This window comes from Pseudomonas sp. Z1-29, assembly GCF_051131995.1.
Classification (GTDB): domain Bacteria; phylum Pseudomonadota; class Gammaproteobacteria; order Pseudomonadales; family Pseudomonadaceae; genus Aquipseudomonas.
Map to the genome: position 1 here is coordinate 1068561 of NZ_CP071645.1, position 23238 is coordinate 1091798.

Consider the following 23238-nt stretch of genomic DNA (forward strand, 5'->3'; position numbering starts at 1 on the left):
TCATTGCCCCAGCTTGCGCGGCTGCCATTGCTTGATGACCAGCGTGACGTCGAGGTTGCTGCCGTGCAGCTTGATGCGCTCGGGCAACCAGTAACCGTTCTGCTGGGCATAGCTGAGGTATTCGATCTGCCAGTCGTCCTGTTCCAGATTGGACAGGCGACTGTCGGCATCCAGGGTCAGGCGGCTTTTGCTGTCCGGCGCCGGAAGGCCGCGGACCCACCAGGTAAGGTGCGATACCGGCAGTTTCCAGCCCAGCTGTTCTTCCAGCAACGCCTCGGGGCTGGGCGCCTCGTAGCGTCCCTGGTTGGCGACTTCCAGCGAAACCTGGCCTGGCCTGCCGGTCAGCCGTGCCGCGCCACGACCCAGCGGGCCGGAAAGGCGAATGTCGTAGTAATCCTGGCGCTGCAACCAGAACAAGGTGCCGCTGCCCGAGTCTTTAGGCGCGCGAATGCCGATCTTGCCGTCGATCTGCCAGCCGTCGAGGCCGCTCAGTTGTTCCTTGTGCACGCGCCACTGGGCCTGGTTGCCTTGGCCCTGGACGGATTCACGGGCGCCGAAGCCCGCGCAACCGGCGAGCAGGGCGATAAAGCTGAAGACGATGAAGTGGCGCAAAAACATGGCTTAAAGAGTCTCTGATCCGGTCAGGCGTTTGATGGTGCTGCGCAGAATCGGGCTGTCGGGCTGTTCCTTGAGGAATTTGCTCCAGATCTGCCGGGCCTCGCGCTGTTTGCCGTTGGCCCACAGGACTTCACCCAGGTGAGCGGCTACTTCCTGGTCGGGGAAGCGCTCCAGGGCCTGGCGCAACAGGCGTTCGGCTTCGTCGAGATTGCCCAGGCGGAAATTCACCCAGCCAAGGCTGTCGAGCACGGCAGGGTCTTCCGGATTGATCTGATGGGCTTTCTCGATCAGCACCTTGGCTTCATCGTAGCGGGTGGTGCGATCCGACAAGGTGTAGCCGAGGGCGTTGAGCGCCATGGCGTTGTCGGGATCACGCTGGATGATCAGACGCAGGTCCTTTTCCATCTGGGCCAGGTCATTGCGTTTTTCCGCCAGCATGGATCGGGTATACAACAGGTTCAGGTCGTCCGGGTATTGCTTCAAGGCTTGTTGCAGCACGGCCCAGGCCTTGTCGCTCTGGTTGTTCGCCGCCAGGGTCTCGGCCTCGATCAGGTAGAGCTGGATGCCGTAGTCCGGCTGGGTGTCGCGCTGGATGGCCAGGCGACTCTGGGCCTCGGCCGCCCGACCATTGCCGATCAGGATGTCGGCCTGGCGCAACTGCGCGGGCAGGTAGTCGTTACCCGGGCCGACCTGGGCGTACTCGATCAGCGCGCTTTCGGGGTCGTTGCGTTCTTCGGCGATGCGCCCCAGGTTCAGGTGGGCCGAATCGACGTGGCTTTCGCGGGCGATCAGGTCCTCCAGATAGCCCTTGGCTTCTTCCCAGGCCTTGGCTTCCAGGCAGACCAACGCCAGCGAATAGCGCAGGTCGTCGTCTTCAGGGTACTGCTGGACCAGGCTGGAGAACTCGACCTTGGCGTCGTCCATGCGGTTGTTTTCCACCAGCATGCGTGCATAGGTGAGGCGCAGGCGTTTGTCGTCCGGGTATTTCTTGATGCTTTTTTCCATCAGCGGCAGGGCTTCATCGCCGCGATTCATGCTTTGCAAGAGGCGGGCGCGCAGCAGGATAGGCGCCACTTCGCCGGGTTCCGGCGGGTTGTCTTCCAGCAGCGTGAGGGCGCCCTGGGAGTCGCCGTTCTGTTGCAAGAGCAAGGCCTTGCCGAAAATCAGCTGCCCGTTGTTCGGGTGACGCTGCAGCAGACGGTCGAAACTCTTCATCAGGCCGTCGCGGGTTTCCTGGTCGGTATCGGCCGCAGACAGCGCGAGGAAATCGAAATGGGTATCGCCCTTGCCCAGCAGGACTTTCTCCATATACATCATGGAGTCGTCGTAACGGCCGGCGCGCGCCAGTTGCACGGCGGCGGCGCGTTGCGCTTCGAGATCGTCGGGTGCGTTCCTGGCCCAGATCAGCGCCGTATCCAGCGCGGGCTGGTCGGCCCCCAGGTATTCGGCGATGCGAAAGGCCCGCTCGGAGATGCCCGGGTCCTGGGTGTTGACGGCCTGGGTCACGTAGTTGTCCAGGGCAATATCGAAGCGATTGCGCTGGCCGGCGAGTTCGGCGCTCAACAGGCTGAAGATGGTTTCTTCGCTGAACGATCCGTAGACCTTGGGCTTTTCGGGGGCCGGGGTGCTGTCTTCGACCGGTGGCGTACCGTCCGTCGAGACGGGGGCCATGGACTGGCAGCCGCCGAGGAAGGCAAAAGCGAGGAGCAACGCGAAAGATCTATTCATATAGGAAGAGGGCGACTAACCTGCGGTCGGATCATCATGACACAAGCCATCGGCCAAACATAACCGAGTCTCGGTGGATGCCTCATAGGCACAGGTAATTGTGACAATAGTCGGTGGTGGTTGTTCTGAATCTGACGAAGTAGGACAATTGCCGGCTTCACGTCACCACCAGCGACCTTGAATGGCCTTCCTTGCACTTGGTATCAACCACAAGACTGCTTCAGTAGACGTCCGCGAGCGCGTGGCCTTTACGCCTGAGCAGCTGGTGGAGGCCCTGCAGCAACTCTGCCGACTCACCGACAGCCGAGAAGCCGCGATTCTCTCCACCTGCAATCGCAGTGAGCTTTATATAGAGCAGGATCACGTTTCGGCCGATTCGGTGCTGCGCTGGCTGGCCCAATACCATGATCTGAGCCTTGAAGAGCTGCGCGCCAGTGCCTATGTGCATGAGGACGATGCGGCAGTTCGTCACATGATGCGCGTCGCCTCCGGGCTCGATTCGCTGGTGCTGGGCGAACCGCAGATTCTCGGCCAGATGAAATCGGCCTACGCCGTGGCCCGCGAGGCCGGGACAGTTGGCCCGCTGCTGGGGCGTCTGTTCCAGGCCACCTTCAATGCCGCCAAGCAAGTACGCACCGACACTGCCATTGGCGAAAACCCGGTGTCCGTGGCGTTCGCCGCCGTCAGCCTGGCGAAACAGATTTTCAGTGATTTGCAACGCAGCCAGGCGCTGTTGATCGGCGCGGGCGAGACCATCACCCTGGTCGCCCGGCACCTGCACGACCTCGGCGTGAAGCGCATCGTGGTCGCCAACCGTACGCTGGAACGCGCCAGCACCCTGGCCGAGCAGTTCGGCGCTCATGCAGTGCTGCTCTCGGACATTCCCGCCGAGCTGGTGCACAGCGACATCGTCATCAGTTCCACCGCCAGCCAACTGCCGATCCTCGGCAAGGGCGCGGTGGAAAGCGCCCTGAAGCTGCGCAAGCACAAGCCGATCTTCATGGTCGATATCGCCGTTCCCCGTGACATCGAACCGGAAGTGGGCGAACTCGACGACGTTTACCTCTACAGTGTCGATGACCTGCACGAAGTCGTCGCCGAGAACCTCAAGAGCCGGCAAGGCGCGGCCCAGGCGGCGGAGGAAATGATCACCGTCGGCGCCGAGGACTTCATGGTGCGCCTGCGCGAGCTGGCGGCGGTGGATGTGCTCAAGGCGTATCGTCAGCAAAGCGAGCGGCTACGCGACGAAGAATTGCAAAAGGCCCAGCGCCTGCTGGCCAATGGCGGCAGCGCCGAAGAGGTGTTGGTGCAACTGGCGCGTGGCCTGACCAACAAATTGCTTCACGCGCCCAGTGTCCAGCTCAAGAAGCTGACCGCCGAAGGCCGCCTCGATGCGCTGGCCATGGCCCAGGAACTTTTCGCCCTCGGTGAAGCTTCACCGGATGGCTTATCGGATAAGAAACCGTAATGAAAGCGTCACTGCTCAATAAGCTGGATATTCTCCAGGACCGTTTCGAGGAACTGACCGCCTTGCTGGGCGATGGCGAAGTCATTTCCGACCAGAACAAATTTCGCACCTACTCCAAGGAGTACGCGGAAGTCGAGCCGATCGTTGCGACCTACAAGCAGTTGCTCAAGGTGCAGAGCGACCTTGAGGGCGCCCAGGCGCTGCTCAAGGACAGCGACCCGGACCTGCGCGAGATGGCCGTGGAAGAAGTTCGCGAAGCCAAGGAGCAACTGGTCGAGCTGGAAAGCGACCTGCAACGCATGCTGTTGCCCAAGGACCCGAACGACGGGCGCAACGTGTTCCTCGAAATCCGCGCCGGCACTGGCGGCGACGAGGCGGCGATCTTTTCCGGTGACCTGTTCCGCATGTATTCGCGCTACGCCGAGCGTCGCGGCTGGCGGGTCGAGATCCTCTCGGAAAACGAAGGCGAACACGGCGGCTATAAAGAAGTCATCGCCCGGGTCGAGGGCGATAACGTCTATGGCAAGTTGAAGTTCGAGTCCGGCGCCCACCGCGTACAACGCGTGCCGGCCACCGAATCTCAGGGGCGCATCCATACGTCCGCCTGCACCGTGGCGGTCTTGCCCGAGCCGGACGAACAGGAGGCCATCGAGATCAACCCGGCGGACCTGCGCGTCGACACCTACCGGTCCTCCGGCGCGGGCGGCCAGCACGTGAACAAGACCGACTCGGCGATCCGCATCACTCACTTGCCTTCGGGCATCGTGGTGGAGTGCCAGGAAGAGCGCTCCCAGCACAAGAACCGCGCGCGGGCGATGGCCTGGTTGTCGGCCAAGCTCAACGACCAGCAGACCAGCGCCGCCGCCAATGCCATCGCCAGCGAACGCAAGTTGCTGGTGGGCTCGGGCGACCGTTCCGAGCGGATCCGTACCTACAACTTTGCCCAGGGCCGGGTCACCGACCACCGTGTCAACCTGACCCTGTATTCCCTCGACGAAATTCTTGCAGGTGGTGTCGACGCCGTCATCGAGCCCTTGCTCGCTGAATACCAGGCTGACCAGCTGGCCGCGATTGGCGAGTAAGCAGAGGTAAACCCATGACCATCATCGCCAGCTTGCTTCGCGCCGCGCAATTGCCGGATTCGCCCAGCCCACGACTGGACGCCGAGCTGTTGCTGGCCGCCGCCCTGGGCAAGTCCCGCAGCTTCCTGCACACCTGGCCCGAGCGAATCGTGCCGAGCGAGGCGGCGCTGTTGTTTTCCGAATACTTGCGTCGCCGTCGCTCCGGCGAGCCGGTGGCTTATATTCTCGGGCAGCAGGGTTTCTGGAAACTCGATCTGGAAGTCGCGCCCCATACGCTGATCCCGCGGCCCGACACCGAACTGTTGGTCGAGACCGCACTGGCATTGTTGCCAGCCACGCCCGCCCGGGTCCTCGACCTTGGCACCGGCAGCGGCGCGATTGCCCTGGCGCTGGCCAGCGAGCGTCCGGCCTGGAATGTCACGGCGGTCGACCGGGTGCTGGAAGCCGTGGCCCTGGCCGAGCGCAATCGCCAGCGCCTGGGCCTGCGCAATGTCACGGTGCTCAGCAGTCACTGGTTCAGCGCCCTGGAAGGCGAGCGTTTCGACCTGATCATCAGCAACCCGCCTTATATAGCCGCCAGCGATCCGCACCTGGCCGAGGGCGATGTGCGCTTCGAGCCGGCCAGTGCGCTGGTGGCGGGGCCGGACGGTCTCGACGACTTGCGTGCAATCATCGCCCAGGCCCCCGATCATCTCGGGGCAGGCGGCTGGCTGATGCTGGAGCACGGTTATGACCAGGCCGAGGCGGTGCGTGGTCTGTTGCAAAAGCAAGGGTTTGCCGAAGTCCACAGTCGCAAGGATCTGGGTAATCACGAACGCATCAGCCTGGGACGCCTGCCGTGCTGAATGATCAAGAACTGCTGCGCTACAGTCGCCAGATTCTGTTGCAGCACATCGACATCGATGGGCAGCTGCGCCTCAAGCAGGGCCGCGTATTGATCATCGGCCTCGGTGGCCTGGGCGCCCCGGTGGCGTTGTACCTGGCCGCCGCCGGCGTCGGCGAGTTGCACCTGGCGGATTTCGACACGGTCGACCTGACCAACCTTCAGCGACAGATCATTCACGACACCGACAGCGTCGGCCTGAGCAAGGTCGATTCGGCGGTGCGTCGCCTGGCCGCCATCAATCCCGAGGTTCGCCTGGTTTCCCATTCGACCGCCATGGATGAAGACTCCCTGGCCGGCGCGGTGGCGGCGGTGGATGTGGTGCTCGACTGTTCCGACAACTTTGCTACCCGCGAAGCGGTGAATGCGGCGTGTGTCACCGCCGCCAAGCCCCTGGTCAGCGGCGCAGCGATTCGCCTGGAAGGGCAACTGTCGGTATTCGACCCACGTCGCCCCGAAAGTCCTTGTTACCACTGCCTTTACGGGCATGGCAGCGAAGCCGAGCTGACCTGCAGCGAAGCCGGTGTGCTTGGGCCGCTGGTGGGTTTGGTAGGCAGTCTCCAGGCGCTGGAAGCCTTGAAGTTGCTGGCGGGTTTCGGTGAGCCCCTGGTGGGGCGCCTGCTGCTGATCGATGCCCTGGGCACGCGTTTTCGCGAACTACGCGTCAAGCGCGATCCGCGCTGCGGTGTCTGCGGTAACCGGCATGCGTGAGGCGCCGGTCGGTGTGTTCGACTCGGGTGTCGGCGGGCTGTCGGTGCTGGGGGAAATCCGTCGGCTGTTGCCCAATGAGTCGCTGCTGTACGTTGGCGACTGCGGGCATATTCCGTATGGCGAAAAAAGCCCGGAATTCATCCGGCAGCGCTGCGCGGTCATTGCCGACTTTTTCCAGCGCGAGGGCGCCAAGGCGCTCGTGGTGGCCTGCAACACCGCGACAGTCGCCGGGGTGGCTGACCTGCGTCGCGACTACCCCGATTGGCCCATCGTTGGTATGGAGCCGGCGGTCAAGCCGGCTGCCGCCGCGACGCGAAGCGGCATCGTTGGCGTGCTGGCAACGACTGGCACCTTGCAGAGCGCCAAATTTGCCGCGTTGCTCGACCGCTTCGCCACGGATGTCCGCGTGATCACGCAGCCCTGTCCGGGACTGGTGGAATTGATCGAGGCGGGCGACCTGCACAGTTCGGCCTTGCACCAACTGCTACAAGGCTACGTCAACCCGTTGCTGGCAGCTGGCTGCGACACACTGATCCTTGGCTGTACGCACTATCCATTCCTCAAGCCGTTGCTCAAACAGATGATTCCGGCCCATATCAGTCTGATCGATACGGGCGCCGCCGTGGCCCGGCAACTCCAGCGCTTGTTGGCGGAGCGGGCGCTACTGGCTGACGGGCCTGCCAGCGAAACTCAATTCTGGAGTAGCGCTGATCCGATACATTTAAGAAATATCCTACCGATGCTATGGAATTCGTCTGGCATTGTGCGAAGCTTCGTTCTGTAAAAAACGTGAAAATTATGTGAATCGTGCTGAACTTCTGATTTGGCGCGGATTTCTATAGCTGTGTCTTCTGTAAGAAAAACTAACTAAGGCTGTCGGAAAAGGATGTTTCTAATGAAGCGTTTATTCTGCTTTGCCGCATTTGCGGCTGCGTTGCTGGGGCACACTTACACCGCACAGGCGGCGGGCGTGGAATTCGGGGTTGGCCAGACCGGCGACTCGACCATGACCTATCGCCTGGGCATGCAGTTCGATTGGGACAAGAGCTGGCTGCAGAGCGACGTGGGTCGCCTGACCGGTTACTGGAGCGGTGCCTATACGTACTGGGAGGGGGACGAAACTTCGAGCAACCACAGCCTGTCGTTCTCGCCAGTCCTGGTGTATGAGTTTGCCGGTCAGAACGTGAAGCCTTACATCGAGGCAGGCGTCGGTGTTGCGCTGTTTGAAAACACTGAAATCGAAAGCAACAAGCTCGGCACAGCGTTCCAGTTCGAAGACCGCATCGGCTTTGGCCTGCGCTTCAATGGCGGGCATGAAGTCGGCATCCGTGCCACTCACTATTCCAACGCCGGGATCAAGTCGACCAACGACGGTGTGGAAAGCTACGCATTGCATTACACAATGCCGCTGTAACTGAGAAACTGTGGGAGCGAGCTTGCTCGCGATAGCGGTAGGTCAGTCGGTCAAGTATCGCCTGGACCACCGCTATCGCGAGCAAGCTCGCTCCCACAATAAGCTTGTCCTATCTATATGCCGTTGCAATGCCCTGGCGCTCTTCCAGGCACTCCGGCGCACCCATCTCGAACTCCCGGCAGATGAGCGGACGCCTTTCGTAGATCGTGCACCGCATGGTGTCGCGATCCAGCGCCGCGCACCAGCCGTCGTCAAGACGCAGCATCACTTCTCCACCCCAGTCATCCGTGTCGATGAAACGGTCGGGCACGCCGGTGTCGGTGATCAACATGACTTCCAGTTGGCAGCAGCACGCCGCACACGTTGAACACGTGACGGCCGGGGCGGGGATTTCGTGCAGCGGGATGGTCTTCATGGCGCGCAGTGTAAGGCAAGCGCGCTATTCAGGGGTGTCCCTTGATCGGGCACTGGTAACTGTCCGAACGTGAATGCGCGCCCGCCAGCACCGTGTCGGTCGATGGCAGTGGCCAAAGCAGGTTCATGGTCATGGCGGGCAGGATCACTTCAAGGGGACGTTCGATCAGTTGGGTCAGGATGTGCTGGGCCGCCGTTTCAGCAGACCAGCGAATCGAAGGAGGCAAGCCATCGTCGATGGCCGGCGATGAGTTATCGAACCCTGGGTGCACGATGGTCACGTCGATGCCATCGCGGGCCAGTTTGCCGCGAGCCGATTCGAATAAAAAGCGCATCCCTTGGTCCCCGGCCTCGAATTGCGAGGGCGGCAGATAGGTCAGCGGACTGGCGATGCCCACCAGATGGGTCCCGTTGCCGGCGCGCAGCAATGGCGCGGCCGCCTCGATACACAGGCTGGCGGCCAGCAGGTTGCTGCGCACGATGTGTTCGATGATCGATGGGTTGACGGGTTGTCCGCTGATGTATTCGGCGGTTCCGGCGTTGATGATCACGGTATCCAGGGAGCCCCATTCCTGGGCGATTCGCTCGCCCACCTCGCGTACGGCCTGGCTGTCGGTCAGATTGCCGGCCACGATCAGGACCTGTCCTGGATATCTTGCCAAAAGCGCATCGCACGGCAAGCGTGAGCTGACAGCCAGATGGGCGCCGGTACGCAGTATCGATTCGGCCAAAGAGGCGCCAATTCCGTTACCGGCGCCGGTCAGCCAGTATCGCCGTGGCGGTGTCGAACCCATTCCTCACTCCTTGTCTACCGGACGATGCGCCTTTTTTAACGACTATATCGTCATACTATTGAGAATGGCAGCCCGCATCGGCCGACCCCTGTTCGTTCACCGCACAAATCCTCAACCGGCGTCCTGCCGTGACGGCAGGTTTCTGAACGCTGCCAGGGCGCGGGCCCTGGACTGGCTGAGGTCGACGATCGGAGCGGGGTAGTCCACCGCGCCAAACAAATCGCCACGGGTATTCGGGTTATGGACATCCGGCTTATCGAGATCGTTCAGTTCGGGTAGCCAGCGTTTGATGAACAAGCCCTCGCGGTCGAATTTTTCCGATTGGCTCAACGGATTGAAAATCCGGAACCAGGGCGCCGAGTCGGTGCCGGTCGAGGCGCTCCACTGCCAGCCGCCATTGTTTGCCGCCAGGTCACCATCGATCAGGTGCTGCATGAAAAAGCGTTCGCCCTCACGCCAATCCATCAACAGGTTCTTGGTCAGGAACATCGCCACCACCATCCGTAGGCGGTTATGCATCCAGCCGGTTTCCAGCAATTGGCGCATGGCCGCGTCAATGATCGGCAAGCCTGTACGGGCTTCTTTCCACGCCGCCAGTGCCTGGGGGTCGTTGCGCCAGGCCAGGGCCTCGGTTTCCGGGCGGAACGCGCAGTGGCGCGATACGCGGGGGAATCCCACCAGAACGTGTTTATAAAACTCGCGCCAGAGCAGTTCATTGATCCAGGTCACGGTTCCGACGTTTCCGCTTTCGAACTCGCCCTGATTGGCCTGCAGCGCGGCGTGCAGGCACTGGCGCGGTGAAACCACGCCGGCCACCAGATAGGCCGACAACTGGCTGGTCCCGGGTCTGGCCGGAAAATCCCGTTCGCTCTGGTAGTAATCGATGTGTTGCTCGACGAACGACTCGAGCCGGCGCCGGGCTTCGCTTTCGCCGGCGGGCCAGAGATCGCGCACCGCCGCATTTGGCGGGTTGAATCCTTCGACCTGCGTCGGCAGCGGATCGCTGGCGATGGCCGTAGGTGCCTGCCGGACAGGCGCGGGCACCAGGCTCGGTAACGAAAAATGCAGACGGCTATAGCAGACCTTGCGAAATTGGCTGAACACCTTGAAATAACTGCCGGTCTTGGTCAGGACGCTGCCGGGCTTGAACAGGAGCTGGTCGAGATGGCTGTGAAATTCCACGCCCTCAACCTTTAGCGCCCGGGCGACGTCGGCGTCGCGCCGGGTTTCATTCAGGCCGTATTCCTCATTGACGTGTACGGCACCGATGCCCAGCTCGCGACATAAAGTGACCAGCACTCGCGGGGCCTGATTCCAATACTGCGTGTTGCGGATCAGCAATGGGATGTTCAGTTCCGCCAGGGCAGTGCTCAATGCCGCGAGGTTGCGCAACCAGAAATCGATCTTGCAGGGTGCATCGTCATGGGCCGCCCATTGCTTCGGGCTCGGCAGGTAGACCGCTACGCAGGGCCCCCGGGCAGCGGCGGCCGCCAGGGCGGTGTTGTCGTGCAGGCGCAAGTCGCTGCGCAGCCAGATCATTTGCATGGATTTTTCCAACTAAAGAAGTTCTCTGCGGCTCAGTTCGCGATGAGCCGATAGCGGGTCTTCGGCCCAGCTGACGTTGCTCATTGCCGCGCTTGCGGACAGCTTGGCCTGGTGAATCGAGGCGGCGGGGCCGGCGATGATGATCGGGCAGTCGAGCCCGCTCAGCAGCCTGGGCAATTGCGACAGATTCAGTGCCTGGCTCGAATACAGCAGCACGCCGCGGGCCTTGAGCCGTTCGACCGCCAACGCCAGCTCACCGGCCGGGAGCGGCCCGTCGAACACCTCCACGGGGCAGTCGGCGCTGCTTGCCAGCCAGGCGGTGAGCCACAACTGGGGCTCCTGCGGCACCTCGGACTGGTTGATCATCAACAGCGGTGCGCCGCGCAACTGGCGGTTGTTGTGGTAGATCCGACTGCCGAATTTGCTGCGCAGCCAGGAGTACAGGAAGACCTTTTCCAGCTGCGCGCCGAATTGGCTCTGCCAGCGCAATTGCAACTCGCCCAGCAAGGGCAGGAGCAACTGTTCACAAACAGTCCAAGGCGGATACAGCGCCATGGCCTGGTTCACCGACTCATCGACCTGACGCTCGGCCAGTTGCGTCACCGCCAGCATCAGGGCATGGCGCTGACGTTGCCAGTCGTCTTCCAACGGTTCGCCTGACGGCTGCGGTGTGTCGAGCAACGGTTTTATCTTGCTCACTGCCACGCCGCGATCGATCCAGGTGAGGATGCTCAGGATCCGCTGCACATGTTCGCGATTGAACAAGCGATGGCCCTTGGGCGTACGGTGCGGCACGATCAACCCGTAGCGCCGCTCCCAGGCTCGCAGCGTGACGGCATTGACGCCGGTTTGCCGGGCGACTTCGCGGATCGGCAGCCAGCCCTGCGCGAGGGCCTTGGCGAAGTCGGCGCCCAGGTCTTCGCTGGCGCTGGAGTCGAGTTCGTCTTTCATCAGATGGCGTTTCGCAAGCTGAGGTTCTCTGGGTGCGGTTGCAGGTAGACCTGTTGTGCGAGATAGGGGTCGGGGTGCTGACGCAGATGATGCTTGAGCAACGTGAGCGGCACCACCAGTGGCACGATACCAAGACGGTACTGCCCGATCAGGTGCTGCACCTCCTGCTTGTCATCGGCATCGATGGCGCGCTTGAGGTAACCGCTCAGGTGCTGCAGGACGTTGGTGTGCGTGCGTCGGGTGGCGCATTTCTTCAAGGCCGCCATCAGCGCGCTGAAATAACGCTGGCCCAGTTCGTCGGGATCAGCCTTGCCCATGTTGCCCAACATGTTGCCCAACGCCTTGTATTGCTCAGGGTTGTGGGCCATCAACAGGTACTTGTAGCGTGAGTGAAATTCAATCAGGTCGCGTCGGGTCAGCCCCCGGCGGCGCAGCGGTTGCCAGGCGGCATAGGCGAATACACGGGTCAGAAAGTTTTCGCGCAGTACCGGATCGTTGAGGCGGCCGTCTTCTTCCACCGGCAGATCGGGGTGACGCTCGCAAAAGGCCTGGGCGTAGACACCACGTCCACCGCCGTCCTGCGGGACGCCGTTGTGGTCGTAGACCTTGACCCGCTCCAGCCCGCAGGACGGCGACTTCTGCATGAAGATATAGCCGCAGATGTCATCCAGCTCAGCGGCCATTTGTTGTCCGTAATCGGTCAATGGCTGGGTCACGTCGAGGTCTCGCTTCACCGTGCCGACCGCGTCGGGGCGCGCGGGGTTGCCAACCAGCCGGATCGGCTCGCGCGGGACGCCCAGGCCAATGGCAACTTCCGGACACACCGGCACGAAATCGAAGTATTCGACCAGCGTGCGGCTGCACAACGGCGATTGCTTGTGACCACCATTGAAGCGCACTTCGGCACCCATCAGGCAGGCGCTGATGGCAATTTTCGGTTTGGCGATAGCTTCGTTGGGCATGGGCGACCTCTGCTGGGTAAATCTTGTACATGTACTATTGTTTGTACAATATTTTCATCATAGGTCGGTACGCGAACAAGTCAACCGATTGTTCCAGGCCGAAGGGCGGCGTTGTGACCTGACCGCCGGCTGCTGCCTTTCGCGACAGCAGCGGATGGCTTGGGGAATGCGCTCACTGAAGGCTGGCGTGCAAGCGACGGGCGGCATCCTGGCCACTGAGCCATGCTCCTTCGACCCGGCCGGACAGGCACCAGTCTCCGCACACATACAAGCCCAGGTCGGCATCGGCCAGGGCGCCCCATTCGTGGCTGCCGGCGGGACGGGCGTAGAGCCAGCGATGGGCCACGCTGAAGCTCGGCGCGGGCATCGCGCTGTGCAGCAGTTCTGCGAAGGCGCCGTGCAAATGCTCGATCACCGCTTCCTTGGGCATGTCGATGTGCTGGCGGCTCCAGTCGCTGGTTGCATGCAGCACCCAGGTGTCGAGCTTGGCATCGCGCCCTGGTTTACTGCGGTTGCGGGCCAGCCAGTCGAGGGGGCTGTCCTGGACGAAGCAGCCCTCCATGGGCGTATCCAGGGGTTGTTCAAAGGCCAGCGCCACTGCCCAGGTGGGGTCCATCTTCACCCCGGCGGCGACGCCGGCCAGTTTCGGCACGGCGGCGAGCAATGCCGTGGCCTGAGGCGCGGGCGTGGCAATCACGACCTGGCCGAACGGGCCGTGGGTAAACCCTTCGGCGTCCTGCAGGTGCCAGTGTTCCTGGCCACGAAAGACCTCGGTGATGCGGCAGGAGAACTGCACCTGCAGCTCGCCGAGCAGGGCGCGGGTAATCGCGCTCATGCGCGGGGTACCGACCCAGCGGGTCTGCTCGTCCGGCGAGGGGCTCATCTGCCCGTCCTGGAAGTGATAGAGCTGCGGGTTCCATTCCGCCGCCCAGCCGTTGGCTTGCCAGCGCTGGACTTCCGTGACGAAGCGCCGATCCCGGGCGGTGAAATATTGTGCGCCCATGTCCAGCGCGCCAGCGTCGCTGCGCTTGCTCGACATGCGGCCGCCGCTGCCATGGCTTTTATCGAAGAGTTGAACGACATGCCCGGCCTCCGTCAGGGCCTGGGCGGCTGAAAGTCCGGCGATGCCGGTGCCGATGATTGCGATGGGTACAGTCATGAGGGCCTCGTTTACCTTTCTGTACAGACTACGCCGTCGTTTAATCCTGTACAATTCTGGTTTTTGGTATAAGTTTTACCGTTCGCGTTTTGGCGGGTTGTCCTATTGTTAGGTACAGACCCTGTCCGATATGAAAAATGCCTACTTATAAAAATAGACTAATGGGCCAGGTAAAACGCGAGCCGAGGAACATCTCATGCACATATTGCTGACCGGCGGTACTGGTTTGATCGGACGTCAACTCTGCCGGCACTGGCTGGAGCAGGGACATCGCCTGACGGTCTGGAGTCGTCGGCCCGAACAGGTGGCGAAAATCTGTGGCGCGCAGGTGCGCGGTGTCGCCAGCCTCGATGAGCTTGGCGAGCCGGTGGACGCGGTCGTCAACCTTGCCGGCGCGCCTATTGGCGACCGGCCCTGGAGCCATAAACGCAAGATGCTGCTGTGGAGCAGCCGCGTCACGCTGACCGAGGATCTGCTGGCCTGGCTGGAGCGTTGCGAACAGAAACCGCGGGTGCTGATTTCCGGCTCTGCGGTGGGCTGGTATGGCGACGGCGGCGAGCGGGAGTTGACCGAAGAATCCGGGCCGGTCAGCGAAGACTTCGCCAGCCAGTTGTGCATCGCCTGGGAAGAAACCGCGCAACGTGCAGAAGCCCTGGGCATACGCGTGGTGCTGGTTCGCACCGGCCTGGTCCTGTCTGCCGAGGGCGGCTTTTTGTCGCGGCTGTTGCTGCCGTTCAAACTGGCAATGGGCGGGCGTATCGGCAGCGGGCGGCAGTGGATGCCCTGGATCCATATCGACGATCAAATCGCCCTGATTGATTTTCTTCTGCTCCGCAGCGATGCCAGCGGTCCTTATAATGCCTGCGCACCGAACCCGGTGCGCAACCGCGATTTCGCCAAGGCCCTGGGGCACGTACTGCATCGCCCGGCCGTGGTGCCGATGCCGGAGCTTGCGTTGAAAATCGCATTGGGGGAGTTGTCATTGCTGTTGCTGGGAGGCCAGCGCGCCACGCCCGCCCGATTGCAGGCGGCGGGGTTTTCATTCCGGTTCACTGAGTTGTCTGCGGCCCTGGAAGATTTGTCGGGTCGCCTTTGAAATAGGACGTTGCATGACCGATCACGCGTTGCTTCTGGTGAATCTGGGTTCGCCTGCCTCCACCTCGGTGGCCGATGTACGCCGCTACCTCAACCAATTTCTGATGGACCCCTACGTCATCGACCTGCCATGGCCGGTGCGGCGGCTGCTGGTGTCGCTGATCCTGGTCAAGCGCCCCGAGCAATCGGCCCACGCCTATGCCTCGATCTGGTGGGAAGAGGGCTCGCCACTGGTGGTCCTCAGTCGCCGCCTGCAGCAGGCCATGAAAGCGCAATGGACCCAGGGCCCGGTGGAGCTGGCAATGCGTTATGGCGAGCCATCGATCGAATCGACCCTGGTGCGCCTGGCAAGCCAGGGGCACACGAAAATCACCCTGGCGCCGCTGTATCCGCAGTTCGCCGACAGCACCGTGACCACGGTCATCGAAGAAGCAAAGCGGGTAGTGCGTGAGAAAAAGCTCAAGGTGCAGTTCTCGATTCTCCAGCCCTTCTATGACCAGCCGGAATATATCGATGCCTTGGTTGCCAGCGCCAAGCCGTACCTGATGCAGGATTACGATCATCTGTTGCTGAGTTTCCATGGCCTGCCGGAACGGCACCTGACCAAGCTCGACCCTACGGGCTATCACTGCTTCAAGGACGCCGATTGCTGCCGGAACGCGCCGCCGGAAGTCATGGCCACGTGTTACCGCGCCCAGTGTATTCGTACCGCCGAGCTGTTCGCCCGGCAGATGGGGCTGGCGGATGGCAAATGGTCGGTGTCGTTCCAGTCGCGACTGGGACGGGCCAAGTGGATCGAACCTTATACCGAGGCGCGCCTGGAAGAACTGGCCAAAAGCGGGGTGAAGAAAGTACTGGTGATGTGCCCGGCATTCGTTGCCGATTGCATCGAGACGCTGGAAGAAATCGGCGACCGCGGGCGCGAGCAGTTTCGCGAAGCGGGAGGGGAGGAGTTGGTACTGGTGCCGTGTCTCAATGACGATCCGCAGTGGGCGAAGGTGTTGAGCACCCTTTGCGAGCGGGCGCCGCTGGCGTTGTAGACCTCAGCGGCCCCTTCGCGAGCAGGCTCGCTCCCACAGGGAAAGCGTGTGGTCACAAAGTTTGTGTTCACAACATCCCCTGTGGGAGCGAGCCCGCTCGCGAAGCTTCTGACTGACGACGAAAACTCAGATCAGCGGCTCATCCGCCTTTTTCTGCTTCCAGCCATCGTTGCCCGGCAAGATCAGGTTCAACGCGATCGCCACCACGGCGCACAGCGCGATGCCCTTGAGGCCGAAGTCGTCCGGGCCGGTACCGGTGCCGACCAGTACGCCGCCGATGCCGAACACCAGCGTCACCGAAACGATCACCAGGTTGCGTGCTTCGCCCAGGTCGATCTTGTGGCGGATCAGTGTGTTCATGCCCACCGCCGCGATCGAACCGAACAACAGGCACAGGATCCCGCCCATCACCGGCACCGGAATGCTTTGCAGCAGTGCGCCGAACTTGCCGACGAACGCCAGGCTGATGGCGAAGATCGAGGCCCAGGTCATGATCTTCGGGTTGTAGTTCTTGGTCAGCATCACCGCGCCAGTCACTTCGGCATAGGTGGTGTTGGGTGGGCCGCCAAACAGGCCGGCTGCGGTGGTGGCGATGCCGTCACCGAACAAGGTGCGGTGCAGGCCGGGTTTTTTCAGGTAGTCGCGACCGGTCACGCTACCCACGGCAATTACCCCGCCGATGTGTTCGATCGCTGGCGCCAGGGCTACGGGCACGATGAACAGGATCGCTTGCCAGTTGAACTCCGGCGCGGTGAAGGCCGGCAGGGCGAACCAGGGGGCGGCGGCGATTTTTGCGGTGTCGACGACGCCGAAGAAGAAGGCCATGGCAAAACCCACCAATACGCCGGAGATGATCGGCACCAGGCGGAAAATGCCTTTGCCGAACACGGCGACGATCAGGGTAGTGAGCAACGCCGGCATCGAGATCAGCATCGCCGTCTGATAGTGAATCAGCTCGGTGCCGTCGCCGGCCTTGCCCATCGCCATGTTGGCGGCGATTGGCGCCATTGCCAGGCCGATGGAAATGATCACCGGGCCGATCACCACCGGTGGCAGCAGCCGGTCAATGAAGCCGGTGCCCTTGATCTTCACCGCCAGGCCCAGGAACGTATAGACGAAACCGGCCGCCATCACGCCGCCCATGGTCGCCGCCAGGCCGAACTGGCCTTTGGCAAGAATGATCGGCGTGATGAAGGCAAAACTCGACGCCAGGAACACCGGCACCTGACGCCCGGTAACGATCTGGAACAGGATCGTCCCCAGGCCCGCGGTGAACAGCGCCACGTTCGGGTCCAGGCCGGTGATCAGCGGCATCAGCACCAGCGCGCCGAAGGCGACGAACAGCATCTGCGCGCCGGACAGCACCTGACGCCAGAGCGGATCGTTGAATTCGTCCTGCATGCTCAGGCGTCCTTCTGCTTGGTGCCGAAGATCTTGTCGCCGGCATCGCCCAGGCCCGGAATGATGTAGCCGTGTTCGTTGAGTTTCTGGTCAATGGAGGCGGTGTAGATGGTCACGTCGGGGTGGGCATCTTCCACGGCCTGGATGCCTTCGGGCGCGGCGACCAGGACCATGGCGCGGATGTCCCGGCAACCGGCTTTTTTCAGCAGGTCGATGGTGGCAACCATGGAGCTGCCGGTGGCGAGCATCGGGTCGATGATCATCGCCAGGCGCTCGTCGATCTCCGGCACCAGTTTTTCCAGGTAGGTATGGGCCTGCAGGGTTTCCTCGTTGCGGGCCACGCCGACGGCGCTGACCTTGGCACCCGGAATCAGGCTCAGGACGCCTTCGAGCATGCCGATACCGGCACGCAGGATCGGCACCACGGTAATCTTCTTGCCGGCGATTTTTTCCACCTGCACCGTGCCCGCCCAACCGGCGATCTCGTAGGACTCCAGCGGCAGGTCCTTGGTGGCTTCGTAGGTGAGCAGGGCACCGACTTCCTGGGCGAGCTCGCGGAAGTTCTTCGTGCTGATGTCGGCGCGGCGCATCAGGCCGAGTTTATGTCTGATCAGCGGGTGGCGGATCTCGAGGATGGGCATGGGGAAGGCTCCGGCGGCGGGCAAAAAAACCGGCCTAGATTAATCTATCCGAGGGTGTTGTCCTATAGACAATACAGAACGTTAGTCCACAAACGCTTGATCTGGCCGGGCGGGATGCGTACCTTTGCCCGCTTTTCCGCAAACGCCACCCTTGGAGAGCGCCATGTCCGCTGATCTCGAGCATATCCGTCAAGTCATGCGAGAGGCTGACTGCCTGTACACCGAAGCTGAAGTCGAAGCGGCCATTGTCCGTGTCGGTGCGCAAATCAACGATCAGTTGGCTGACCGCAACCCGGTGGTGTTCTGCGTGATGAACGGCGGGCTGATTTTCTCCGGCAAGCTGCTGACCTGCCTGAACTTCCCGTTGGAAGCTTCCTACCTGCACGCCACCCGCTATCGCAACGAAACCAGCGGCGGCGACCTGTTCTGGAAAGCCAAGCCGGAAGTCTCGTTCATCGACCGCGACGTGCTGATCATCGACGATATCCTCGATGAAGGTCACACCCTGGGCGCGATCATCGACTTCTGCAAACACGCTGGCGCCCGTGCCGTACATACCGCCGTGCTGATCGACAAGCACCACGACCGCAAGGCCCGTCCCGACCTGAAGGCCGACTTCGTCGGTTTGCCGTGCATCGATCGCTACATCTTTGGCTACGGCATGGACTACAAAGGCTACTGGCGTAACGCCAATGGTATTTTTGCCGTCAAGGGGATGTAACCACACGATCAAACCAGCCTTGAGTGCGCTACGCTCGCGGCCAGCCAGCGCTCACTTTTGCTCCGCGCCTGTTCCAGCGTCTGCACATACGCCAACTGCCGCTGCTCGCGATGGACCCCGGCGCGGCGCAGTTTCAGGCGTACCCTCGGTGCGGTCGCGACCAGGATCAGGCCGATGCCCTGCTTTCGATAGTCCCTGAGGATATTTTCCAGCGCGGCCAGGGCCGTCATGTCCAGCATCGGCACGGCGCTCATGTCCACGACCACCACCCGGACACCCGGGTCGAACCGGCGCAATACATCCAGGGCCTTCTCCGCCGCACCGAAGAACAGCGGCCCGCGAATGGCATAGCAGCGAACATGCTCGGGCATGTCCAGCAAGGCCTGGTGGGAATGGCGTGGCAGTTCAGCGCTGTCGGTCAGTTCGCTCATGCGCTTGATGAACAGCCCGGCGGCCAGCAACAGGCCGACGGCGACGGCCAGGACCATGTCGAACAGCACGGTCAGGCCCAGGCAGCTCAGCAGCACCAGCACATCGCTGCGCGGGGCGATGCGCAGGGTATGCAGCACATGCCCGGCCTCGCTCATGTTCCAGGCGACCATCACCAGCAACGCCGCCAGCGCCGCCATCGGCAAGTAACTGAACAGCGGCGCGAGCAACACAATCGCCACCAGCACCACCAGGCTGTGAATGATCGCCGCCAGGGGCGATGACGCGCCGCTGCGCACGTTGGTCGCGCTGCGGGCAATTGCGGCGGTGGCGGTGATGCCGCCGAACAACGGCGCCACGAGGTTGCCCAGGCCCTGGCCGATCAATTCGGCGTTGGGGTCGTGCCTGCTCCCGGTCATGCCATCCGCCACCACCGCGCAGAGCAATGACTCGATGGCGCCGAGCATGGCGATGGCGAAGGCTGGGCCCAGTAATTGGCGGAACAGGTCATAGGAAAGTATCAACGCACCGCCCTGGCCATTCGGCAGGTTCCAGGGCCAGTCGAAGCGCGGCAGGAAAGGCGGGATGCCAGGGTAGACAATGCCATCGACGACGTAGCTGAAGCGTTCGCCCAGCGTTGCGACCGGCAGCCCGGCGCGCTCGATGGCCAGCCCCAGCAACGCGCCGATCAGCAGCGCGACCAGATGGCCCGGAACGCGTGGCACCCAGCGCGGCCAGACAATCAATACGGCCAGGCATGCCCCGCCGATAATGGCGTCGCCAAGCCGTGCGCCGGGCAGCGCCACGATCAATTCGCCCAGCTGTTCGATGTAATGCGTGGCCTGGCCCGCAGTGCTCAGGCCCAACAGGTCCTTCAACTGCAGCGTCGCGATCACCACGCCGATCCCGGCGGTGAAACCGAGGATCACCGGATAAGGGATGAACTGGATCAAGCGCCCGGCGCGCATCAGCCCCAGCGCAATCAGGATCAGGCCGGCAAGCATTGTGCACAGCAGCAGGCCGCCCAGGCCGTATTGCTGAGTGATGGGCAGCAGGATGACAACGAATGCGGCCGTCGGCCCGCTCACGTTGAATCGCGAGCCGCCGGTCAGGGCAATCAAGGGGGCGGCCACCAGCACGGTGTAAAGACCGTGTTGTGGCGGCACGCCAACGGCGATTGCCAGGGCCATGGCCAGCGGGATGGCGATGATGCCGACCGTAAGCCCGGCTACCAGGTCGCCGCGCAGGCGCTCAAGGGTGTAACCGGCACGCCAGGCTTGGCGCCAGGCGGCGAACAGGGGTGGGGCGGAGAAGGCCATGATGCTCCTCGCATAGACTGGACAATAAACCCGTGGCGAGGGAGCTTGCTCCCGCTGGGCTGCGCAGCAGACCCAAAACGGGCCATTGAAATCTTTCAGACGGAACGCGTTAGCCGATACGACGGCTGCGCCGCCGAGCGGGAGCAAGCTCCCTCGCCACAACGGCATATGCCAGCGGGCCGACACCGATGGCCTCACGGAGTATGCCGCGCCGCAAGCCCCGCTGTATTGACCCTGGTCGCATATTTTTTCAAGGAGTGCTAGCGTGCCCAGCCATGCCTTCCGGAGCCTGTCATGCGTGTATCTATCCGCCGCTGCGCCACTTTGCTGCTGCTATCCAGCCTGCCGTTGCTGGCGGTGGCCGCGCCGATGCACAGCCAGTTCCTGCCCCCCGATGACCTGGTGGCGCGTCAGGAACAGCCCGAACAGCAGCAGTTGCTGCAAGTCACCGAGTATTCGGTGGTGCTGGGCAACCAGCGCCCATCCAACCAGCAGCCGATCCCGGTCACTTCGCCGCTGATGGTGCGGCTCAAGGGCAAGCCCCTGAACAAGGGAGCCATCATCAGCCAGGTGATCCTCAATTTTGATGGCGAAAGCAAAAGCCTGAAGAAACCGGTATTCGATGAGGCGAGCAAGACCCTGACGCTGTCTTATCCACAGGCCCAGTACCGGGTGGTGATCGATCTGTTGCGCAACGACACGGTCTACGTGCAGTTCCTCAGCTACGCCAACGGCCATATCTGGGCCGACCTGCACACTGGCGCCGCACGCCCGCGTTGAGCCCCGAGGCCCGCCGGGGGTAAACTGCCCGCCCCGTGAACTGTGCGAGCTGGAGCCGGCAATGCGTAAAGACAAGAAACAAGTGATTGGTGACGAGATTGGCGACGAACAGATCAAGCTGTTCCTCAATTTCGAGCCCGTCGATGCCACTTCGCCGTCGCTGCACAAACTGATCAAGGCCTACCGTGGGCTGCGTGTCGACGATTTCGAGCGCTTCCTGGGGTTTTTCGTCGAGGCGGGTTACGACCTGAATGGCAAGGACGAACAGGGTAACGATTTCGTTGCGTTGATCCATGATCAGCGCAATGCAGAGGAATATATTGAGTTGATCAAGAAAGCTCGCGGTTGATTGATCAGGCCTGCTGCGCAGGCCAGCGGGAGTAAGCTCCCTCGCCACGAAAAGCTGCAAAAAAAAAACGCCCCGTTCTCATGGAGAACGGGGCGTTTTTTTATCCGGGCGGATCAAGCGTAGCTTTGGGTTTCGCTGCTTGCTTCAACCAGTTCCAGCGCGATGTTGTTCTGCGCGTTGACCTTGCGATACAACGCCGCATCGGTTTCCAGCACCTTCTCCCGGGCCGGGAAGATTTCCGCGAGCTTGGCGGCCCACTCTCCCTTGGCTTTTTCCGGGAAGCAGCGCTCGATCAGTTCGAGCATGATCGACACGGTGACCGAAGCGCCTGGTGAAGCGCCGAGCAAGGCGGCGAGAGTGCCGTCCTTGGCCGCCACCAATTCGGTACCGAATTGCAGGATGCCGCCTTTCTTCGGGTCTTTCTTGATGATCTGCACGCGCTGGCCAGCCACTTCCAGGCGCCAGTCCTCGGCTTTCGCCTCGGGGTAGAAGCGCCGCAGGGATTCCAGGCGCTGCTCCATGGACTGCATCACTTCGCTGATCAGGTACCTGGTCAGGTCCATGTTGTCCCGGGCCACGGCCAGCATCGGGCCGATGTTGCCGGCGCGTACCGACAACGGCAGGTCCATCAGCGAGCCGTGCTTGAGGAACTTGGTGGTGAAGCCGGCGTATGGCCCGAACAGCAGGGATTTCTTGCCATCGACCACGCGAGTATCGAGGTGCGGCACCGACATCGGCGGCGAGCCCACCGCGGCCTGGCTGTAGACCTTGGCCTGGTGATGCTTGACCACTTCCGGGTTGTCGCAACGCAGCCACTGGCCGCTGACCGGGAAACCGCCGAAGCCCTTGCTCTCTTCAATGCCCGAAGCTTGCAGCAGCGGCAACGCGGCGCCGCCGGCACCGAGGAAGACGAATTTGGCGTCGACTTCACGGGTGCTGCCGGAGTTGACGTCTTTGATGCTCACGGTCCAGCCATCGCCCTTGCGCTTGAGGCCGGTGACGCGCTTGCAATATTTGATCTGGGTGTCCGGCGCGCTGCCCAGGTGCTTGAGCAACTGGTTGGTCAGGGCGCCGAAGTTGACGTCGGTACCGTTCATGACGCGGGTCGCGGCGATGACTTCGTCAGCCGGGCGGCCTGGCATCATCAGCGGCATCCACTCGGCCATCTGGTCGCGGTCTTCGGTGTATTCCATGTCGGCGAACGCGTGGTGCTGGCGCATCAGCTCGAAGCGCTTCCTGAGGAATTCCACGCCTTTCTCGCCTTGCACGAAGCTCAGGTGCGGCACCGGGGCGATGAAGGATTTCGACGAGCCGAACGTGCCTTTTTTGGTCAGGTACGTCCAGAACTGCTTCGACACCTCGAACTGGGTGTTGATGTGCACGGCTTTCTTGATGTCGACACTGCCATCGGCGGCCTGGGGTGTGTAGTTCAGCTCACACAGCCCGGCGTGGCCGGTACCGGCGTTGTTCCAGGGATTGGAACTCTCCGCGGCACCCGAATCCATCAGCTCGACGACTTCCAGCGAAATCGCCGGGTCGAGCTCCTTGAGCAGCACGGCCAGGGTGGCACTCATGATGCCGGCCCCTACCAGAACTACGTCGACTGCTTCGTTATGCGCCATTTAACGCGTCTCCAAAATCTGCAGCACCAAATTGTCGGCATAGCGGCCAGGAAGCGGGGCAGATAAGTTGCGCCCCAGGTATCCATGGCCAGGATCGCCATGTCCGAATCTT

At 62.2% G+C, this 23238-nt stretch carries 23 protein-coding genes; 11 read left to right on the forward strand and 12 right to left on the reverse strand.

The annotated features are described in order from the left end of the window. Positions 1-618, reverse strand: coding sequence for a lipoprotein insertase outer membrane protein LolB (gene lolB, locus J3P84_RS04995; protein WP_434558626.1), 618 nt, complete (start codon positions 616-618; stop codon positions 1-3). A gap of 3 nt (positions 619-621) precedes the next feature. Further along, positions 622-2346 carry a tetratricopeptide repeat protein gene (locus J3P84_RS05000; RefSeq protein ID WP_434628330.1) on the reverse strand — a complete coding sequence of 575 codons (1725 nt, stop codon included), beginning with the start codon at positions 2344-2346 and terminating at the stop codon, positions 622-624. A 181-nt stretch (positions 2347-2527) separates the two neighbouring features. Here J3P84_RS05000 and hemA point away from each other — a divergent pair, with 181 nt between their 5' ends. The 6 genes from hemA to J3P84_RS05030 all read left to right on the forward strand — a co-directional run bounded on the left by hemA (position 2528) and on the right by J3P84_RS05030 (position 7904). Continuing rightward, positions 2528-3814 (forward strand): glutamyl-tRNA reductase, encoded by a 1287-nt coding sequence (hemA, locus tag J3P84_RS05005; RefSeq protein WP_434571844.1) that lies wholly within the window; start codon positions 2528-2530, stop codon positions 3812-3814. Continuing rightward, a complete protein-coding gene (gene prfA, locus J3P84_RS05010; protein WP_434628333.1) occupies positions 3814-4896 on the forward strand; it encodes a peptide chain release factor 1 in 1083 nt (360 codons plus the stop codon). The genes hemA and prfA overlap by 1 nt, the downstream gene beginning before the upstream one ends. Positions 4897-4910: 14 nt before the next feature. Further along, a complete protein-coding gene (prmC, locus tag J3P84_RS05015; RefSeq protein ID WP_434628336.1) occupies positions 4911-5741 on the forward strand; it encodes a peptide chain release factor N(5)-glutamine methyltransferase in 831 nt (276 codons plus the stop codon). Continuing rightward, complete coding sequence (locus J3P84_RS05020; RefSeq protein ID WP_434628339.1) at positions 5735-6490, forward strand: molybdopterin-synthase adenylyltransferase MoeB; 756 nt, start codon at positions 5735-5737, stop codon at positions 6488-6490. The genes prmC and J3P84_RS05020 overlap by 7 nt, the downstream gene beginning before the upstream one ends. Beyond that, positions 6483-7274 carry a glutamate racemase gene (gene murI / locus J3P84_RS05025; RefSeq protein ID WP_434628342.1) on the forward strand — a complete coding sequence of 264 codons (792 nt, stop codon included), beginning with the start codon at positions 6483-6485 and terminating at the stop codon, positions 7272-7274. Before J3P84_RS05020 ends, murI begins: the two co-directional genes overlap by 8 nt. 111 nt (positions 7275-7385) lie before the next feature. Further along, the gene (locus J3P84_RS05030) at positions 7386-7904 is read left to right on the forward strand and encodes an acyloxyacyl hydrolase (RefSeq protein WP_434571851.1); all 519 of its coding nucleotides are present in this window, start codon (positions 7386-7388) and stop codon (positions 7902-7904) included. Positions 7905-8013: 109 nt separating this feature from the next. Here the strand turns inward: J3P84_RS05030 and J3P84_RS05035 are convergent, their stop codons facing one another. The 6 genes from J3P84_RS05035 to J3P84_RS05060 form a co-directional block, all read right to left on the reverse strand. After that, the gene (locus tag J3P84_RS05035; protein ID WP_434628345.1) at positions 8014-8319 is read right to left on the reverse strand and encodes a YkgJ family cysteine cluster protein; all 306 of its coding nucleotides are present in this window, start codon (positions 8317-8319) and stop codon (positions 8014-8016) included. Between the two features lie 28 nt (positions 8320-8347). Further along, entirely contained in the window at positions 8348-9112 is a 765-nt protein-coding gene (locus J3P84_RS05040) for an SDR family NAD(P)-dependent oxidoreductase (RefSeq protein WP_434628348.1), read from the reverse strand. A gap of 111 nt (positions 9113-9223) precedes the next feature. Further along, on the reverse strand, positions 9224-10657 hold the full coding sequence (gene phrB / locus J3P84_RS05045; protein ID WP_434628351.1) for a deoxyribodipyrimidine photo-lyase: 1434 nt from the start codon (positions 10655-10657) through the stop codon (positions 9224-9226). A 12-nt stretch (positions 10658-10669) separates the two neighbouring features. Continuing rightward, the gene (locus J3P84_RS05050; RefSeq protein WP_434628354.1) at positions 10670-11608 is read right to left on the reverse strand and encodes a MerR family transcriptional regulator; all 939 of its coding nucleotides are present in this window, start codon (positions 11606-11608) and stop codon (positions 10670-10672) included. Beyond that, complete coding sequence (locus J3P84_RS05055) at positions 11608-12570, reverse strand: YbgA family protein (RefSeq protein WP_434628357.1); 963 nt, start codon at positions 12568-12570, stop codon at positions 11608-11610. The genes J3P84_RS05050 and J3P84_RS05055 overlap by 1 nt, the downstream gene beginning before the upstream one ends. 172 nt (positions 12571-12742) lie before the next feature. Then, the gene (locus J3P84_RS05060) at positions 12743-13729 is read right to left on the reverse strand and encodes an NAD(P)/FAD-dependent oxidoreductase (RefSeq protein WP_434571861.1); all 987 of its coding nucleotides are present in this window, start codon (positions 13727-13729) and stop codon (positions 12743-12745) included. A 196-nt stretch (positions 13730-13925) separates the two neighbouring features. Here J3P84_RS05060 and J3P84_RS05065 point away from each other — a divergent pair, with 196 nt between their 5' ends. Together J3P84_RS05065 and hemH are read left to right on the forward strand one after the other, a co-directional pair. Next, positions 13926-14825, forward strand: coding sequence for a TIGR01777 family oxidoreductase (locus J3P84_RS05065; RefSeq protein ID WP_434628360.1), 900 nt, complete (start codon positions 13926-13928; stop codon positions 14823-14825). A 13-nt stretch (positions 14826-14838) separates the two neighbouring features. Beyond that, a complete protein-coding gene (gene hemH, locus J3P84_RS05070; protein WP_434628363.1) occupies positions 14839-15864 on the forward strand; it encodes a ferrochelatase in 1026 nt (341 codons plus the stop codon). Positions 15865-15990: 126 nt separating this feature from the next. Here hemH and J3P84_RS05075 read toward each other — a convergent pair whose 3' ends face one another. Both J3P84_RS05075 and upp read right to left on the reverse strand, forming a co-directional pair. Beyond that, the gene (locus tag J3P84_RS05075) at positions 15991-17265 is read right to left on the reverse strand and encodes a uracil-xanthine permease family protein (protein ID WP_434628366.1); all 1275 of its coding nucleotides are present in this window, start codon (positions 17263-17265) and stop codon (positions 15991-15993) included. A 2-nt stretch (positions 17266-17267) separates the two neighbouring features. Further along, positions 17268-17906: a uracil phosphoribosyltransferase gene (gene upp, locus J3P84_RS05080; RefSeq protein WP_434571869.1), complete on the reverse strand. Its 639-nt coding sequence runs from the start codon at positions 17904-17906 to the stop codon at positions 17268-17270. A 163-nt stretch (positions 17907-18069) separates the two neighbouring features. Here upp and J3P84_RS05085 point away from each other — a divergent pair, with 163 nt between their 5' ends. After that, the gene (locus J3P84_RS05085) at positions 18070-18627 is read left to right on the forward strand and encodes a hypoxanthine-guanine phosphoribosyltransferase (RefSeq protein WP_434628369.1); all 558 of its coding nucleotides are present in this window, start codon (positions 18070-18072) and stop codon (positions 18625-18627) included. A gap of 8 nt (positions 18628-18635) precedes the next feature. Here J3P84_RS05085 and dauA read toward each other — a convergent pair whose 3' ends face one another. Then, complete coding sequence (dauA, locus tag J3P84_RS05090) at positions 18636-20375, reverse strand: C4-dicarboxylic acid transporter DauA (protein ID WP_434628372.1); 1740 nt, start codon at positions 20373-20375, stop codon at positions 18636-18638. Positions 20376-20669: 294 nt separating this feature from the next. Between dauA and J3P84_RS05095 the strand changes: the two genes are divergently transcribed. Together J3P84_RS05095 and J3P84_RS05100 are read left to right on the forward strand one after the other, a co-directional pair. After that, on the forward strand, positions 20670-21155 hold the full coding sequence (locus tag J3P84_RS05095) for a hypothetical protein (protein WP_434628374.1): 486 nt from the start codon (positions 20670-20672) through the stop codon (positions 21153-21155). A 61-nt stretch (positions 21156-21216) separates the two neighbouring features. Further along, positions 21217-21504 carry a PA4642 family protein gene (locus tag J3P84_RS05100; protein ID WP_434628377.1) on the forward strand — a complete coding sequence of 96 codons (288 nt, stop codon included), beginning with the start codon at positions 21217-21219 and terminating at the stop codon, positions 21502-21504. A 113-nt stretch (positions 21505-21617) separates the two neighbouring features. Here J3P84_RS05100 and mqo read toward each other — a convergent pair whose 3' ends face one another. After that, positions 21618-23126, reverse strand: coding sequence for a malate dehydrogenase (quinone) (mqo, locus tag J3P84_RS05105; protein ID WP_434628379.1), 1509 nt, complete (start codon positions 23124-23126; stop codon positions 21618-21620). Between the last annotated feature and the right edge of the window lie 112 nt (positions 23127-23238).

Excerpts from the sequence above, each read along its gene's own strand:
- lolB (WP_434558626.1), bottom strand. The coding sequence starts at position 618 with ATGTTTTTGCGCCACTTCATCGTCTTCAGCTTTATCGCCCTGCTCGCC.
- J3P84_RS05000 (WP_434628330.1), bottom strand. The coding sequence starts at position 2,346 with ATGAATAGATCTTTCGCGTTGCTCCTCGCTTTTGCCTTCCTCGGCGGC.
- hemA (WP_434571844.1), top strand. The coding sequence starts at position 2,528 with ATGGCCTTCCTTGCACTTGGTATCAACCACAAGACTGCTTCAGTAGAC.
- prfA (WP_434628333.1), top strand. The coding sequence starts at position 3,814 with ATGAAAGCGTCACTGCTCAATAAGCTGGATATTCTCCAGGACCGTTTC.
- prmC (WP_434628336.1), top strand. The coding sequence starts at position 4,911 with ATGACCATCATCGCCAGCTTGCTTCGCGCCGCGCAATTGCCGGATTCG.
- murI (WP_434628342.1), top strand. The coding sequence starts at position 6,483 with ATGCGTGAGGCGCCGGTCGGTGTGTTCGACTCGGGTGTCGGCGGGCTG.
- J3P84_RS05030 (WP_434571851.1), top strand. The coding sequence starts at position 7,386 with ATGAAGCGTTTATTCTGCTTTGCCGCATTTGCGGCTGCGTTGCTGGGG.
- J3P84_RS05035 (WP_434628345.1), bottom strand. The coding sequence starts at position 8,319 with ATGAAGACCATCCCGCTGCACGAAATCCCCGCCCCGGCCGTCACGTGT.
- J3P84_RS05040 (WP_434628348.1), bottom strand. The coding sequence starts at position 9,112 with ATGGGTTCGACACCGCCACGGCGATACTGGCTGACCGGCGCCGGTAAC.
- phrB (WP_434628351.1), bottom strand. The coding sequence starts at position 10,657 with ATGCAAATGATCTGGCTGCGCAGCGACTTGCGCCTGCACGACAACACC.
- J3P84_RS05050 (WP_434628354.1), bottom strand. The coding sequence starts at position 11,608 with ATGAAAGACGAACTCGACTCCAGCGCCAGCGAAGACCTGGGCGCCGAC.
- J3P84_RS05055 (WP_434628357.1), bottom strand. The coding sequence starts at position 12,570 with ATGCCCAACGAAGCTATCGCCAAACCGAAAATTGCCATCAGCGCCTGC.
- J3P84_RS05060 (WP_434571861.1), bottom strand. The coding sequence starts at position 13,729 with ATGACTGTACCCATCGCAATCATCGGCACCGGCATCGCCGGACTTTCA.
- J3P84_RS05065 (WP_434628360.1), top strand. The coding sequence starts at position 13,926 with ATGCACATATTGCTGACCGGCGGTACTGGTTTGATCGGACGTCAACTC.
- hemH (WP_434628363.1), top strand. The coding sequence starts at position 14,839 with ATGACCGATCACGCGTTGCTTCTGGTGAATCTGGGTTCGCCTGCCTCC.
- J3P84_RS05075 (WP_434628366.1), bottom strand. The coding sequence starts at position 17,265 with ATGCAGGACGAATTCAACGATCCGCTCTGGCGTCAGGTGCTGTCCGGC.
- upp (WP_434571869.1), bottom strand. The coding sequence starts at position 17,906 with ATGCCCATCCTCGAGATCCGCCACCCGCTGATCAGACATAAACTCGGC.
- J3P84_RS05085 (WP_434628369.1), top strand. The coding sequence starts at position 18,070 with ATGTCCGCTGATCTCGAGCATATCCGTCAAGTCATGCGAGAGGCTGAC.
- dauA (WP_434628372.1), bottom strand. The coding sequence starts at position 20,375 with ATGGCCTTCTCCGCCCCACCCCTGTTCGCCGCCTGGCGCCAAGCCTGG.
- J3P84_RS05095 (WP_434628374.1), top strand. The coding sequence starts at position 20,670 with ATGCGTGTATCTATCCGCCGCTGCGCCACTTTGCTGCTGCTATCCAGC.
- J3P84_RS05100 (WP_434628377.1), top strand. The coding sequence starts at position 21,217 with ATGCGTAAAGACAAGAAACAAGTGATTGGTGACGAGATTGGCGACGAA.
- mqo (WP_434628379.1), bottom strand. The coding sequence starts at position 23,126 with ATGGCGCATAACGAAGCAGTCGACGTAGTTCTGGTAGGGGCCGGCATC.